This is a genomic window from Providencia sp. PROV141 (genome assembly GCF_028481645.1).
Taxonomy (GTDB): domain Bacteria; phylum Pseudomonadota; class Gammaproteobacteria; order Enterobacterales; family Enterobacteriaceae; genus Providencia; species Providencia rettgeri.
The window spans coordinates 159,077-173,722 of record NZ_JAMPPR010000001.1 but is presented as its reverse complement, the minus strand read 5'-3'; the positions used below and the strand labels follow the sequence as shown (position 1 = coordinate 173,722).

Genomic DNA, 14,646 nt, shown 5'->3' with positions numbered 1-14,646 from the left:
ATTACTGTGAAAATCCTTTCGCTATCGTGTCTACAGTCGTATTTAAAAGGTCAATATATGTTGGTACTGGGCCGTCAGCAGTTGAAAGTGAGTCTACATATAATACGCCACCGTATTTTGCCCCTGTTTCTTTACTGACTTGGCGAGCCGGTTTGTCAGAAATTGTACTTTCACTGAATACTACAGGGATGTTGTATTTACGGACAGTATCAATCACCTTTTTCACTTGTTGAGGAGAACCTTGCTCTTCCGCATTGATTGGCCATAAGTAGACTTCTTTAAAGCCGTAATCATTAGTTAAATAGCTAAATGCGCCTTCACTTGAGACTAACCAACGTTCATTTTCAGGGATACGATTTAAGCGTTCACGTAAAGGGGCATCAAGCTCAGCAATTTGCTGCGCATATTTTTTTGCATTGGCATTATATGTTTCAGCATTTTCAGGATCATATTTGACCAGAGCTTGACGAATATTTTCAATATAAATTTTAGCATTGGCAGGAGACATCCATGCATGTGGGTTCGGGTTGTCTTTATATTCACCTTCACGGATTGGCATTGGCTCAATTCCTTCAGTGACTACGACAGCAGGGACATTTTTAAAATTTTCAAAGAAACGTTGGAACCACACTTCCAAATTCATCCCGTTCCATAAGATTAAATCTGCATCATAGGCTTTCATAATATCTTTAGGTGTCGGTTGATAACCGTGAATTTCCGCTCCAGGCTTTGTTATAGACTCGACAATTGCCGCATCTCCAGCTACATTTTGAGCGATATCTTGAATAATAGTAAAAGTGGTTACGACTTTAAACTTTTTAGCAAAAGCAGGCTGACTAAAAAAAATGATTGCTACCAAAGCAAACATACTGGTTAGTAAAGGTGCAGATAATCGAGATACGTTCTTCTTCATAAAAGTTGACCCTGACATTATTGGTTTAGCGTTTTTTAACATACAGTTGTTAAGGTTTATAACAATTATATTTTATATCCCAACTGATAATGATTATCAATATCAGTTGAGAAAAATAAATATAAAAAGTGTGGAATAGCATTATTTGTCATTATAGGCTTCTAAGTCCCATGGTTATTTGTATGACTAAAACACGTCCTGAAGTAAAAGTTAAGTAAAAATTATTTTATTTTTCTTAGGATTAGTTATTCTGCCATCGGCTTTCACCGCAGAGGATTCGACAGTGAAAAAAATAATTGGCGGTACTTTTGTGTTACTGCTACTTGCAGGTTGTTCAAGCGAACCAGATAGGCCTGTAACGAAACAGCGAATGTTAGAGCCGACAGGGCCAATAACAGCACAAAATACGGCATTTCCAAGAACGCCCTTTGACGAATTTATTCGTGACTCTGCGGCTCGCTACAGTGTAGATGAAACTTTAATTAGGGCGATTATTGAGGTCGAATCCAACTTTAGGCCTGAAGTTGTCAGTAAATCCAATGCAATAGGTTTGATGCAAATTAAAGCTTCGACAGCAGGACGTGACGCCTATCGTTACCAAGGGAAATCGGGGGAGCCGAGTTCTCGTGACCTAAAAGATCCACAAAAAAATATCGATATTGGTACAGCTTATATTCGTATTTTAAGGGAACAGCACCTTGCTGGAATAAGCCATCCTCAGACATTATATTATGCAACGGTTGTTGCTTATGTGAATGGGGCAGGAGCGTTATTAAGAACGTTTGATAACGATAAAGGTCGGGCGATAGCGATGATTAATCGCTTATCACCGGAAGAGTTTTATCAACATGTACAAACAAAACACCCAGCACCACAAGCCCCACGCTATTTGTGGAAAGTTAAAAATGCTTACAATGCACTAGCGATGTCTTATTGATATTCCTTCATTAAATGTGGGAGCTGCGCGACAATTTCAACAATGCCGTTGATAACAAATTGCACTCCCATACAGATTAATAAGAACCCCATCACCCGCGCGATTGCATCAATACCGCTGTTTCCAAGCCACCTCATGATAGAAGTTGCGCCTCTTAAGCCAATCCAAACGATAAGACTGGCAATAAAAAAAGTAATCACGGGGGCAACTTTTAAAACCCATGGAGCGAAACTCACATTACCTTGTAATGATGCAGTGGAGCTGATGATCATCGCAATAGTACCCGGGCCTGCAGTACTTGGCATTGCAAGGGGAACAAAGGCAATACTCGGTGATTCTTGGCGTTTTTTGGGAACATTTGGGTCATCAAGCGCATTGGTAGTCTGGTCTTCCCCTACATCACTACTAGGGAATAGCATGCCAAAGCCAATAAATGCCACAATTAATCCACCTGCAATTCGAAGCCCTGGGATTGATATTCCAAATGTGTTCATGACTAATTGGCCAGCATAAAAAGCGATTGTCATGATTGCAAATACATAAATAGAGGCCAACAGCGATTGATGGTCACGCTGCTCTTTAGTCATATTAGCAGAAATGCTTAGCATGACCGCAATTGCAGTTAAAGGGTTGGCAAGAGGAAGTAATAGTACCAGGCCAATACCAACGGCTTGAAATAGCTCAAAAAAATTTGTCATGGAAGTTAGATTCAAGCTCCTGATTAATGTGAATAAAATACCTTATCCCAAATGATAGCAAAATTTCTTATAGATCTGTAGGTTAGCATTTATAACGAGTGAGGTATTTTATAGTAGGAGCCGGCTATAATACGGAGGAATAAGAGTTAATATTAACTATCATCTATTAGTTTGTAGATAATTGGAGTTGTTCACATTAACTGTGGATAACAATGGCCTTGTTCTGTGAGTAACTTGCTTTTTTTGTTAATTAACAAGTGGATGAGTTGTTGTGGTAAAAGTATTCAATTTTTATAGGCAAAAAAAAAACCTTTTTATAGGGGTATAAAAAGGTTAAGGGCATTTCGTAACAGGTTGTCTTTAAGTTGATATGGAATGTAGTATATCTGCTGCAATGTTATTTACTGATAATTTATGTAAATTCATTAAAAGAATTCAATGTAACAGACAACCAAAGAGTAAAAAAATATGTTAAACGGAATCAACCATTTAACTTTAGCTGTAACTGATTTAGATAAAAGTATTGGTTTTTATCAAGCACTACTGGGTATGAAGTTACATGCGAGTTGGAAAAATGGCGCCTATATTTCCTGTGGCGATTTATGGTTATGTTTATCATTAGATACAACTCGCCAATTTTCGTCCCCAGAAAAAACGGATTACACACACTATGCCTTTAACGTTGATACGAAAGACTTTCTTATCGTTGTTGATAGGCTAATGCAAGCGAATGTCATTGTCTGGAAAGAAAATAAAAGTGAAGGAGATTCTTTTTATTTTCTTGATCCTGACGGCCACAAATTAGAATTACATGTAGGCGGTTTATTACAACGCTTAAAGAGCTGCCAAGAAAAACCGTATGAAGAAATGAAATTTTATTAAAAAGAGTTATGGATTTCTTTACAAAGGATTTTTAGTTTTAAAAATAGCTTTACGCAGAGTTGTATATCCTATTTTCAGTTAATTTTGAGTAATAGGAAAAAGAATGAAAAAACTTATAGCGACATTAGCTGGAGCGTCTATGCTATTAGTTTTGGCAGCCGCCATGTTACTAATCGTTTTTCCTCAGCAGTGGAAGCAAAGTATTTATCCGAATATATCTCAAGTCTTACCGACATCACTCAGTGCTATTTTGCCGCAGAGTTTAGCCAGTAATGATATTTGTAATAGCTTAGAGGATAACCTGCAAAGTTTTGCTAACTATCTTAAAGTGAATCAGGATGTCGTTGATGTAAAAGGAATGAATAGTTTAGATGAACAACTGGCTAATATTCAAACCAGAATTGACTCTATGCCAAGTGATGTACGAAATTTAGTTTGCCAACAGGAGTACAGTAAATTAGAAGGTTTAAAAAGTGTGTTTTCATTAGGTTCCAGTAACTAATCATTTTTGCCGTTAATATTACACCTCTATATACTCTTCCACTCAAATTTATATATTCATTTATGTTATGCTAATAACACCATGTTGGCTTACGGGTAATGTAATGAATATATTTAAATTGCCATTATTGAATTGGTTAGTTGCTAATGGAATCGCGGTTTATTTTCTTTCCAGACAAGGTCTTTTAGACTGGACGTTTTCCGGTTGGATGGGAATTTTAGGTATATTAGTTGCGCTGGAGAGTGTGAGTTGGGTCGCGACGAGTCTTTATTATTTTTATAAACATAAAACATCACCAAATCCTACAGTTAAGGCAACGCATTTAGTCACTAATGGGCCTTATCGATTTTCACGTAATCCGATGTATTTAGCTTTTACATCAATGAGCTTGGCTTTAGCTTTTTTCTCGCACTCTTCTTATTTTTTGGTCGCAGGGCTAGTATTTTGGCTGATTACTGATTTATATACGATCCCACAAGAAGAACGTTTTTTATCTGCATCATTTAAAAATGAGTGGGAAGATTATAGTAAGCAAACGCGACGTTGGTTATAGATTAGTGGAAATGAGACGCTTTATCATTTAATCTGTTTTGTATACTGAAAAATTTATGCAAAATATGTTAAGGATAATAATGAACTATCAGGTTGCGCCATTTTGGATATATTCGGGTAAACTCGCGTGTTTTATAGTGATTAGCGTATTTTTTGCTTTTTTTTCGGTAAGTGGTTTTATGCTTTATTTATTTACCGTTGGGATTGTTTGGGCTGTCGTAGTCTCATTTAAAATTCATGGAATGAAAGAAAAAGGAATAATCTTAAAAAATAGCGATACTTCTGATTGGATGGTATATGTGAATGGTATTCCAGTCCAAGAAACAAGACAAACTCTGTCTAATCCCTGTTTTGCAACGATACAGCATGCGAAGTCATTCTTTAGTATTGCCTTTATTATTCGGGCATTAATTCAAATTATCTTTTGTGTCTATTTATTTTGGCAAATAGAGAAATTAGATAACATTTTTGTACTATTATTCGGGTTAATTGCCACGTCCTACATCATTTATTCATTATGGCAATCAATTCAATCGGTTATCATTCTTCAACAAAATAAGATAATCAGTGAAGAATTAATCGCACCTAGTGGATCCCGTTGGTATCGTGTGTTTTTCAAGCAAAAAGAGAAACTATTTCCTGCATTGGATAACTTATTCATCATTTAATCGGGAAGGTGTTGATTTTTCATATGAAGAAGAACAATTAGCGGTATTACGCTATCACCCTAAAATAGGTCTGTGTTATCATTAGTAGTTGAGTTACTCACGATGTAACGAAATAGGGCGTTTAAGTTGCCTGTATTTGTGTACATATCTTGCATAGTGAAGTGAGAAATCGTTAGTAACGTGTTGATTTATAACTTTGGAATAATCAAGCAAGTGATCTTTCGTGTGGGTCACCACTGCTGATAAGGATTTTTTAATGCCTGTTATTACTCTTCCTGATGGAAGTCAGCGTCAGTTTGACCATCCCGTTTCTGTGATGGATGTTGCTCGAGACATCGGAGCGGGTTTAGCTAAAGCCTGTATCGCGGGTCGAATTAATGGCGAACGCGTTGATGCATGTGAAATAATTGAACATGATGCAAACGTATCCATTATTACGAGCAAAGATGAAGACGGACTCGAAATTATTCGTCACTCTTGTGCTCACCTGTTAGGCCATGCAATCAAACAATTATGGCCAAACACTAAAATGGCGATTGGGCCGACTATCGATAATGGTTTTTACTATGATGTCGATTTAGACCACATGCTGACCCAGGAAGACTTGGAAAAGCTTGAAAAGCGCATGCTTGAGCTTGCCAAAACAGATTATGATGTGGTGAAAAAACGTGTTTCTTGGAGCGAAGCTCGTGAAACATTTGTGGTTAGAGGCGAAGACTATAAAGTTGAAATATTAGATCAAAATATTAGTCAAGATGACCACCCTGGTTTATATCATCACGAAGAATATGTTGATATGTGTCGCGGTCCACACGTACCGAATATGCGTTTTTGCCACCATTTTAAACTACAGAAAGTGGCTGGCGCATACTGGCGTGGTAACAGCGATAACAAAATGCTGCAACGTATTTACGGCACTGCATGGGCTGATAAAAAACAATTGGCAGCCTATTTATTACGTTTAGAAGAAGCAGCTAAACGTGACCACCGTAAAATTGGTAAACAGTTAGATTTATACCATATGCAAGAAGAAGCGCCGGGAATGGCATTCTGGCATAATGACGGTTGGACAATTTTCCGTGAACTGGAAACCTTCGTACGCACTAAACTGAAAGCTTATAATTATCAAGAAGTGAAAGGGCCATTTATGATGGACCGCGTATTATGGGAAAAAACAGGCCACTGGGATAACTATAAAGATGCCATGTTCACGACGTCATCTGAAAACCGTGAATATTGTGTAAAACCAATGAACTGCCCTGGTCACGTACAGATTTTTAACCAAGGTTTGAAATCATACCGTGACTTACCATTGCGTATGGCAGAATTTGGCAGCTGTCACCGTAATGAGCCATCAGGTGCATTGCACGGCTTAATGCGTGTGCGTGGCTTTACTCAGGATGATGCGCATATCTTCTGTACTGAAGAGCAAATCTTAAGTGAAGTCACTAGCTGTATTGAAATGATTTATGATGTTTACGCAACTTTCGGATTCGAAAAAATTGTTGTAAAACTATCAACCCGTCCTGAAAAACGTATCGGTACTGACGAGATGTGGGACAGAGCGGAAGAAGACTTAGCTAATGCCCTGAAATCAAAAGGTATTGAGTTTGAATACCAACCAGGTGAAGGCGCATTTTATGGCCCGAAAATCGAGTTTACACTGTATGACTGCCTTGACCGTGCATGGCAATGTGGTACTGTCCAGTTAGACTTCTTCTTACCGGGTCGTTTGACAGCTTCCTATGTAGGTGAAAACAACGAACGTATCGTTCCTGTTATGATCCACCGAGCAGTGTTAGGTTCACTAGAACGCTTCATTGGTATCTTAACAGAAGAGTATGCAGGCTTTTTCCCAACATGGTTAGCACCACAACAAGTGGTTGTAATGAACATTACTGATAGCCAAGCAGACTATGTTCAAGAATTAGTAAGCAAGCTGCAAAGTGTTGGCATTCGTGCGAAAGCGGACTTACGTAACGAGAAAATCGGCTTTAAGATCCGTGAGCACACACTGCGTCGCGTCCCTTACATGTTAGTATGTGGTGATAAAGAAGTTGAATCAGGTAAAGTCGCTGTTCGTACCCGTCGTGGTAAAGACTTAGGCAGCCTTGATGTCAACGAATTCATGACAAAACTGCTTGAAGAGATCCGCAGTCGTCAACTCAATCAGATGGAGGAATAAGGTATTAAAGGCGGAAAAAAACTCCCAACAGCGCGTCCAAATCGTATTAACGATGAAATTCGCGCAACAGAAATCCGTGTCACTGGTTTAGACGGTGAGCAACTTGGTGTTATGAGTGTGCGTGAAGCCCTCTTTAAAGCAGAAGAAGCTGGTGTTGACTTAGTCGAAATCAGCCCAAATGCTGAGCCACCAGTTTGTCGTATCATGGACTACGGTAAATATCTTTATGAGAAAAGCAAATCTCAAAAAGAACAAAAGAAAAAACAAAAAGTTGTTCAAGTGAAGGAAATTAAATTCCGTCCGGGAACAGACGAAGGCGACTACCAAGTTAAATTGCGTAGCCTAATTCGCTTTTTGGAAGATGGTGACAAAGCTAAAGTGACCCTGCGTTTTCGTGGTCGCGAAATGGCTCACCAACAGATTGGCTTGGAAGTGCTTAACCGCATCAAAACCGATCTGGATGAACTGGCATCTGTTGAATCATTCCCATCAAGGATTGAAGGACGCCAGATGATCATGGTATTGGCACCAAAGAAAAAATAATTAAGCCAGTATGGGTTATAGCAAGTAATTGCTAGAGTCTAGCAGCGCTCATTTTGGGCGCTGCTTCTCTGTTTTATCCGAGTTTTCTTTTTATTAATGATGAAAGTAACCTCATAGCAGTTAAGATACGGATGTATTTTACGTCTTGTTATTTGCTTCATTAATGGATAAAAATAATTATGTTAAAGCAATAATTGGCCTCAATAGCCAAGTTTTCAAACAGTTCAGTGTGATTTATTGCAAGATTTACTTGAGTAATCCGGCAAGAAGCATTAGAATCCGCGGTCGAATCACTTTGTCAGCGCATCGCGCATTGAAGACAAACACAGAATACCGTACACACGTCAGGTATTAACTATTGAGCGACGAGTGTATTTGCTTGAGAGAAGCAAATCTCTTTATCCAATTGGAGGAATGAAGTATTAAAGGCGGAAAAAGAATCCCAACAACACGTCCAAATCGTATTAATGATGAAATTCGTGTTCCAGAGGTCCGTTTAACAGGTTTAGACGGTGAACAGTTAGGCATTATGAGCGCACGCGAAGCGCTTGAAAAAGCTGAAGAAGCAGGTGTAGACCTAGTTGAAATCAGCCCAAATGCTGAACCGCCAGTTTGTCGTATTATGGATTACGGCAAATTCCTTTATGAGAAGAGCAAATCTCAAAAAGAGCAAAAAAAGAAACAAAAAGTTGTTCAGGTGAAGGAAATTAAATTCCGCCCTGGTACAGATGAAGGTGATTATCAGGTCAAACTACGCAACCTGACTCGCTTTCTGGAAGATGGTGATAAAGCTAAAGTTACACTGCGTTTCCGTGGTCGTGAAATGGCTCACCAGCAGATTGGTCTGGAAATGCTTAATCGCATCAAAGCTGATCTGGAAGAGCTGGCATCCGTGGAGTCTTTCCCTTCAAGAATTGAAGGGCGCCAGATGATCATGGTGCTGGCACCGAAGAAGAAATAATTAGGCCTGCAAGTAATATTCATTTATAGCAATATAGATGTTATTCGCCTAGTTAATTCGTAGTTAATCACAATGCGAAGTTGGAAATAAAAGAAATGCCAAAGATTAAAACTGTACGTGGCGCAGCAAAGCGCTTTAAAAAAACTGCAGGCGGTGGCTTTAAGCGTAAGCATGCAAACCTTCGTCATATCCTGACTAAAAAGTCAACTAAGCGTAAACGCCATTTACGTCCGAAAGGAATGGTATCTAAGGGCGATCTGGGTCTGGTAGTAGCCTGCCTGCCTTACGCATAAGTAAACAATTTAGTTAATTAAGATAAAAGACGATAGGAGATAGCTATGGCTCGCGCAAAACGTGGTGTAATCGCACGTGCACGTCACAAAAAAATTCTGAAGCAGGCGAAAGGTTACTATGGTGCACGTTCACGTGTTTACCGCGTAGCGTTTCAGGCGGTAATCAAAGCTGGTCAATACGCTTACCGTGACCGCCGTCAACGTAAACGTCAGTTCCGTCAACTGTGGATCGCACGTATCAACGCTGCGGCTCGTCAGAATGGCCTGTCTTACAGCCGTTTCATCAATGGCTTGAAAAAAGCTTCAATTGAAATCGACCGTAAGATTTTAGCAGACATCGCAGTTTTCGATAAAGCAGCATTCACTGCTTTAGTTGAAAAAGCGAAAGGCGCTTTAGCTTAATTGTTTGCTTGAAAAGAGGAGGGTAACTTCCTCTTTTCATTTATAGCTATTTGTGTTAGTACTTTAGATACAGTCAGTTATTGGGAATTTGTTATATGCATTCTGTAATTTTTCGTTTCTTTTTTTACTTTAGCACCTGAATATCGGGGGCTTTTGCGCGTAAATAGAAAGAAGAAATGAAAAGTTACGCTAAAGCCTCCTTAGGGAGGCTTTTTTGTTTCTAGTTTTAAATTAAGTACAGTAAAATCAGTTAAGTATTCATTCATTACCAAATAGAATGTGAAGCTTAATATATAGTGAATAACTAGCAAAAAGACCAAGTGGTCATAAAGGGGAAACAATGCCACATCTCGCTGAGTTGGTTGCACAGGCAAAAGCAGCCATTGAACAAGCCCAAGATGTTGCTACGTTGGAGTCAGTGCGTGTTGAATATTTAGGCAAGAGCGGCCATTTCACACTACAGATGAAAACGTTGCGTGATCTGCCTGCTGAAGAACGTCCAGCAGCAGGGGCTGTGATAAATGAAGCTAAAGTACAGGTTCAAGATGCACTGAACGCCCGTAAGGACGGGATGCAAGCTGAAATTCTTAATGCACGTCTAGTGTCAGAAAAAATTGATGTGTCATTACCAGGGCGTCGTATGGAAAATGGTGGGTTACACCCAGTAACCCGTACAATTCAGCGAATTGAAGAATTTTTTGGCGAATTGGGTTTCTCTGTTGAAACAGGTCCAGAAATCGAAGATGACTATCATAACTTTGATGCGCTAAATATACCTGCTCACCACCCCGCGCGTGCGGACCACGATACTTTTTGGTTCGATGCAAAACGCTTACTGCGTACGCAAACATCGGGTGTACAAATCCGTACAATGAATGGCCAACAACCACCGATTCGTATCATTGCCCCAGGTCGTGTATATCGTAATGACTACGACCAAACGCATACACCTATGTTCCATCAAACAGAAGGCCTGATTGTTGATAAAGATATCAGCTTTACCAATCTAAAAGGCACATTACATGATTTCTTGAATAACTTCTTTGAAGAAGAAGTCCAAGTACGTTTTCGCCCATCTTATTTCCCATTCACCGAACCTTCAGCAGAAGTTGACGTTATGGGTAAAAATGGTAAGTGGTTAGAAGTATTAGGTTGCGGAATGGTGCATCCAAATGTATTACGTAATGTAGGTATTGACCCAGAAGTCTATTCAGGCTTTGCATTTGGTATGGGAATGGAGCGCTTAACAATGTTGCGTTACGGTGTTTCTGACCTGCGTGCATTCTTCGAAAATGATCTTCGTTTCCTCAAACAGTTTAAATAAGGCGGGTCTATCTCATGAAATTCAGTGAACTATGGTTACGCGAATGGGTAAACCCGGCGATCAGTAGTGAAGCATTATCAGAACAAATCACGATGGCAGGTTTGGAAGTTGACGGTGTAGATGTGGTTGCTGGCCAATTTCACGGTGTTGTTGTCGGTGAAGTGGTTGAGTGTGGTCAACACCCAAATGCCGACAAACTGCGTGTCACAAAAGTTAACGTGGGTGGTGAGCGTTTACTAGATATCGTTTGTGGTGCACCAAACTGCCGTCAAGGCCTGAAAGTTGCCGTTGCAACTGTGGGTGCTCTATTACCTGGTGATTTTAAAATTAAAGCAGCAAAATTACGTGGTGAGCCTTCTGAAGGTATGCTGTGTTCTTATTCTGAGCTGGGTATTTCCGATGATCATAGCGGAATTATTGAATTGCCGCAGGATGCCACTATCGGTACCGATATTCGTGAATATCTAAAACTTGATGATAATGCGATTGAAATCAGCATTACACCTAACCGTGCAGATTGTTTAAGTATTCTTGGGGTTGCACGTGATGTCGCAGTTATTAATAAATTAGCGTTAAATGAACCAGTTATTAACGCAGTGTCTGTGACGACGAAAGACACATTCCCAATTCGAGTCGAAGCGCCAAATGCGTGCCCACGCTTTTTAGGGCGAGTGATCAAGAATATTGATGTTTCAGCTCCGACACCAATGTGGATGAAAGAAAAGCTACGTCGTGGTGGAGTCCGTTCTATTGACGCGGTTGTGGATATCACCAACTACGTTTTATTGGAATTGGGTCAACCTCAGCATGCCTACGATCTAGACCGTTTGGACGGTGCAATTGTTGCTCGTATGGCTAAAGAAGGGGAGAAACTGGTTCTTCTTGACGGTAGTGAAGCAACATTAAAATCAGACACTTTAGTGATTGCTGATGAATCTAAAGCACTCGGGATCGCGGGTATTTTTGGCGGTGAGCACTCAGGCGTTAACAACGAAACCAAAAATATTTTATTAGAGTGTGCATTTTTTGACCCGTTATCAATTACAGGCCGTGCGCGTAATTACGGTTTACATACCGATGCCTCTCACCGTTTTGAACGCGGTGTTGACCCACAATTACAGTTTAAAGCCATTGAACGTGCAACCTCACTGATCGTGGATATCTGCGGTGGTGAAGTGGGTGAAATCATTGATGTCACCAGTGAACAGCATTTACCGAAAGCAGCCAATATTAAGCTGACGCGCAATAAATTAGACCGTTTGATCGGCCACTTTATTGAAGATGAGTTAGTTACTGATATTTTGACGCGCTTAGGTTGCAAAGTCACTGTTTCTGCCAACACATGGGACGTGGTCGCACCGAGCTGGCGCTTCGATATGCAAATCGAAGAAGATTTAGTAGAAGAAGTTGCCCGGGTTTATGGTTATAACAGCATTCCAGATGTGCCACTGCGTGCCGACCTGATCATGACTAACCATAAAGAAGCTAACTTACCTTTAAAACGTATTAAAGCGATGTTAGTTGACCGTGGTTATCAAGAAGCAATTACGTATAGTTTTGTTGATCCTAAAGTTCAAGCTTTACTGCACCCACAACAAGACGCATTGATTTTACCTAACCCGATTTCTGTCGATATGTCAGCGATGCGTTTATCGCTGTTGACTGGTTTATTAGGAACGGTTGTCTATAATCAGAATCGTCAACAAAATAGAATTCGTTTATTTGAGACAGGTCTGCGCTTTATTCCTGATAATCAAGCAGAATATGGAATCCGTCAGGAACCAATGCTTGCCGGAGTGATTGCAGGTAATCGATTTGAAGAACATTGGTCATTAGATAAACAAGTTGTTGACTTCTTTGACTTAAAAGGTGATCTTGAAGCTGTTTTTGAATTGACTGGGAAACTAAATCAAATTACATTTAAATCTGAGGCACATCCTGCATTGCATCCAGGTCAAAGTGCTGGGATTTATCTGGAAAATGAACACATTGGCTTTATTGGTGTGGTCCACCCAGAATTAGAACGCAAACTCGATTTAAATGGTCGTACGGTGGTGTTTGAGGTTCGTAGTGATGCGATAGCACAACGTGTCATCCCTGAAGCTAAGGCGATTTCGCGCTATCCATCGAACCGCCGTGACATCGCTGTAGTCGTGCCAGAAGATGTGGCTGCTGCTGAAGTTTTAGCAGAGTGTAAAAAAGTTGGCATAAATCATATAGTTGGCATAAACTTATTTGATGTGTACTGTGGTGAAGGAATAGCAGATGGCTACAAGAGCCTTGCTATCAGTCTTGTCTTCCAAGATACCCAACGTACCATGGAAGAAGAAGAGATCACTGCTACCGTTGATCTGTGTATTGCTGCGTTAAAACAGCGATTCCAAGCCTCCTTGAGGGACTAAACCTATGGCGCTTACTAAAGCTGAAATGTCAGAAAATTTGTTTGAAAAACTGGGTGTTAGCAAACGTGATGCTAAAGACCTTGTCGAAACTTTCTTTGAAGAGGTTCGCCTTTCCTTAGAAAATGGTGAGCAAGTAAAATTATCTGGATTCGGTAACTTTGATTTACGTGATAAAAATCAACGTCCCGGACGTAACCCAAAAACTGGGGAAGATATTCCAATTACTGCCCGCCGTGTTGTTACTTTCCGCCCGGGCCAAAAATTAAAAAGCCGTGTAGAAAAAGCAACACCGAAAGAGTAATTATATCGTTTGATATGAAAAAAGACCGCCTAGGCGGTCTTTTATTTTTGGGTGCTTCAAAGTTATAGCTTAGTGTGAATTAATGCCTCAAGAAAGGTGACCATTCTATCGTTAAGTGATATTGAAAAAGGGATAGATTGTTCTGTTTGCAATCTTGGGGCTAGGCATATTGCAAGGCTTCTTGCATTCATATTTATTGCTGGGTTTTTAGCAATATCAGCCAAAAGAGAGGTAAGCATATTGAATAATGGTGGTGACGGTGTTACTTCGTCAAATCTATTTTTTACCTTGGCTAATATTTTTGTTTCTACTTCGTCTGTGATCCTACCTTTCTTCATAAGCGCGATAATATTTTGCTGATTTTGGTAAGCACTCTCTAAAGCTTGGTCAGGAGATTTGTTTAAGAAATAGGCAGAGAAATTTTGCTTGTCCATGATCCGTCCAAATAATTCTTTATAAGCCAAAGTTATGGTTGGTAGACTTATCTTATTATCTGCAATAAATTTCTGAGTAAGCGGCTTATTAGAGGATAAATATAGCAAAATGAAATGCATATCTTCTTTTTTACCGCAAAGCCTAAAAAGCCCTTTTGTTGACGAAAACTCAGGATGTAGCCTGATTGCCTTATCTAACACATTGAGCTGATGATGCATTTTTCGTTCGTCATCTGAAATGTTCTGTTGGGCATTAACTAAGCGTATATTTTTATTAAATTGCGAAGTTACGGTTGTTTTATCAAGCTCAATTTCTGACGGGCTTTTGGGCGGATACACCATATTACTTGTTAATTTGCTAATATTATTAATCGATTGAGCGGATTTACTGCTTATAATATTTGTGTCTTGTGGGCGATATAATGGGTTTTCACTAACTTTGAACCTTTGATGATGAATAAATAGTGTATGAGATAATATTTTATTACATACAGATTTTATTCGTTGCAAAAACGAATGAGGTTTAGGTTGTTGAGCAAAAAGGTTAGTTTGTAGTTTGGGGTGACGACTGTTTGTTGCAATCAATGTTGAGCTCATAAAGTTCCTTTAGTTTATCGTTGGTTAAGTTGCAAGGATCTTAAAGTGATAA

Annotated in this window: 17 protein-coding genes and 1 other annotated feature; of the genes, 14 read left to right on the top strand and 3 right to left on the bottom strand. The window is 39.6% G+C overall.

The window, feature by feature from the left end:
• Position 1: 1 nt before the first annotated feature.
• Entirely contained in the window at positions 2-913 is a 912-nt protein-coding gene (locus PSF09_RS00840) for a metal ABC transporter substrate-binding protein (protein ID WP_210837712.1), read from the bottom strand.
• Positions 914-1,196: 283 nt separating this feature from the next.
• On the opposite strand from PSF09_RS00840, the gene PSF09_RS00835 reads away from it, so the two are divergent.
• Positions 1,197-1,850 (top strand): transglycosylase SLT domain-containing protein, encoded by a 654-nt coding sequence (locus tag PSF09_RS00835; RefSeq protein ID WP_115167388.1) that lies wholly within the window; start codon positions 1,197-1,199, stop codon positions 1,848-1,850.
• Here PSF09_RS00835 and PSF09_RS00830 read toward each other — a convergent pair.
• Positions 1,844-2,548, bottom strand: coding sequence for a MarC family NAAT transporter (locus PSF09_RS00830; RefSeq protein WP_115167387.1), 705 nt, complete (start codon positions 2,546-2,548; stop codon positions 1,844-1,846). The genes PSF09_RS00835 and PSF09_RS00830 overlap by 7 nt on opposite strands.
• A 468-nt stretch (positions 2,549-3,016) precedes the next feature.
• Here PSF09_RS00830 and fos point away from each other — a divergent pair, with 468 nt between their 5' ends.
• The 13 genes from fos to ihfA all read left to right on the top strand — a co-directional run bounded on the left by fos (position 3,017) and on the right by ihfA (position 13,563).
• Positions 3,017-3,430, top strand: coding sequence for a fosfomycin resistance glutathione transferase (gene fos / locus PSF09_RS00825; RefSeq protein ID WP_272665100.1), 414 nt, complete (start codon positions 3,017-3,019; stop codon positions 3,428-3,430).
• Positions 3,431-3,533: 103 nt separating this feature from the next.
• The gene (locus PSF09_RS00820; protein ID WP_210840155.1) at positions 3,534-3,932 is read left to right on the top strand and encodes a hypothetical protein; all 399 of its coding nucleotides are present in this window, start codon (positions 3,534-3,536) and stop codon (positions 3,930-3,932) included.
• Between the two features lie 103 nt (positions 3,933-4,035).
• Complete coding sequence (locus PSF09_RS00815; protein WP_198641230.1) at positions 4,036-4,485, top strand: methyltransferase family protein; 450 nt, start codon at positions 4,036-4,038, stop codon at positions 4,483-4,485.
• 79 nt (positions 4,486-4,564) lie between these two features.
• Positions 4,565-5,152: a hypothetical protein gene (locus PSF09_RS00810; RefSeq protein ID WP_272683333.1), complete on the top strand. Its 588-nt coding sequence runs from the start codon at positions 4,565-4,567 to the stop codon at positions 5,150-5,152.
• 256 nt (positions 5,153-5,408) lie between these two features.
• A complete protein-coding gene (gene thrS, locus PSF09_RS00805) occupies positions 5,409-7,337 on the top strand; it encodes a threonine--tRNA ligase (protein WP_272683332.1) in 1,929 nt (642 codons plus the stop codon).
• 3 nt (positions 7,338-7,340) lie between these two features.
• On the top strand, positions 7,341-7,880 hold the full coding sequence (gene infC, locus PSF09_RS00800) for a translation initiation factor IF-3 (protein ID WP_071524538.1): 540 nt from the start codon (positions 7,341-7,343) through the stop codon (positions 7,878-7,880).
• Positions 7,881-8,301: 421 nt separating this feature from the next.
• Positions 8,302-8,841 (top strand): translation initiation factor IF-3, encoded by a 540-nt coding sequence (gene infC, locus PSF09_RS00795; RefSeq protein WP_071524539.1) that lies wholly within the window; start codon positions 8,302-8,304, stop codon positions 8,839-8,841.
• A 95-nt stretch (positions 8,842-8,936) separates the two neighbouring features.
• The gene (gene rpmI / locus PSF09_RS00790) at positions 8,937-9,134 is read left to right on the top strand and encodes a 50S ribosomal protein L35 (protein WP_004263702.1); all 198 of its coding nucleotides are present in this window, start codon (positions 8,937-8,939) and stop codon (positions 9,132-9,134) included.
• A gap of 45 nt (positions 9,135-9,179) precedes the next feature.
• Positions 9,180-9,536: a 50S ribosomal protein L20 gene (gene rplT / locus PSF09_RS00785; RefSeq protein WP_004263714.1), complete on the top strand. Its 357-nt coding sequence runs from the start codon at positions 9,180-9,182 to the stop codon at positions 9,534-9,536.
• Positions 9,537-9,625: 89 nt separating this feature from the next.
• Positions 9,626-9,755: a sequence feature (Phe leader region), on the top strand.
• Complete coding sequence (gene pheM, locus PSF09_RS20405; protein ID WP_136134757.1) at positions 9,632-9,676, top strand: pheST operon leader peptide PheM; 45 nt, start codon at positions 9,632-9,634, stop codon at positions 9,674-9,676. Its footprint overlaps the feature before it by 45 nt.
• 121 nt (positions 9,756-9,876) lie before the next feature.
• Positions 9,877-10,860, top strand: a complete 984-nt coding sequence (gene pheS, locus PSF09_RS00780; RefSeq protein WP_210839245.1) for a phenylalanine--tRNA ligase subunit alpha — start codon at positions 9,877-9,879, stop codon at positions 10,858-10,860.
• Between the two features lie 14 nt (positions 10,861-10,874).
• Entirely contained in the window at positions 10,875-13,262 is a 2,388-nt protein-coding gene (gene pheT, locus PSF09_RS00775; protein WP_272665098.1) for a phenylalanine--tRNA ligase subunit beta, read from the top strand.
• Positions 13,263-13,266: 4 nt separating this feature from the next.
• Positions 13,267-13,563, top strand: a complete 297-nt coding sequence (ihfA, locus tag PSF09_RS00770; protein ID WP_004263721.1) for an integration host factor subunit alpha — start codon at positions 13,267-13,269, stop codon at positions 13,561-13,563.
• A gap of 62 nt (positions 13,564-13,625) precedes the next feature.
• On the opposite strand, the gene PSF09_RS00765 is transcribed toward ihfA, so the two are convergent.
• Complete coding sequence (locus PSF09_RS00765; RefSeq protein ID WP_272683331.1) at positions 13,626-14,594, bottom strand: hypothetical protein; 969 nt, start codon at positions 14,592-14,594, stop codon at positions 13,626-13,628.
• Between the last annotated feature and the right edge of the window lie 52 nt (positions 14,595-14,646).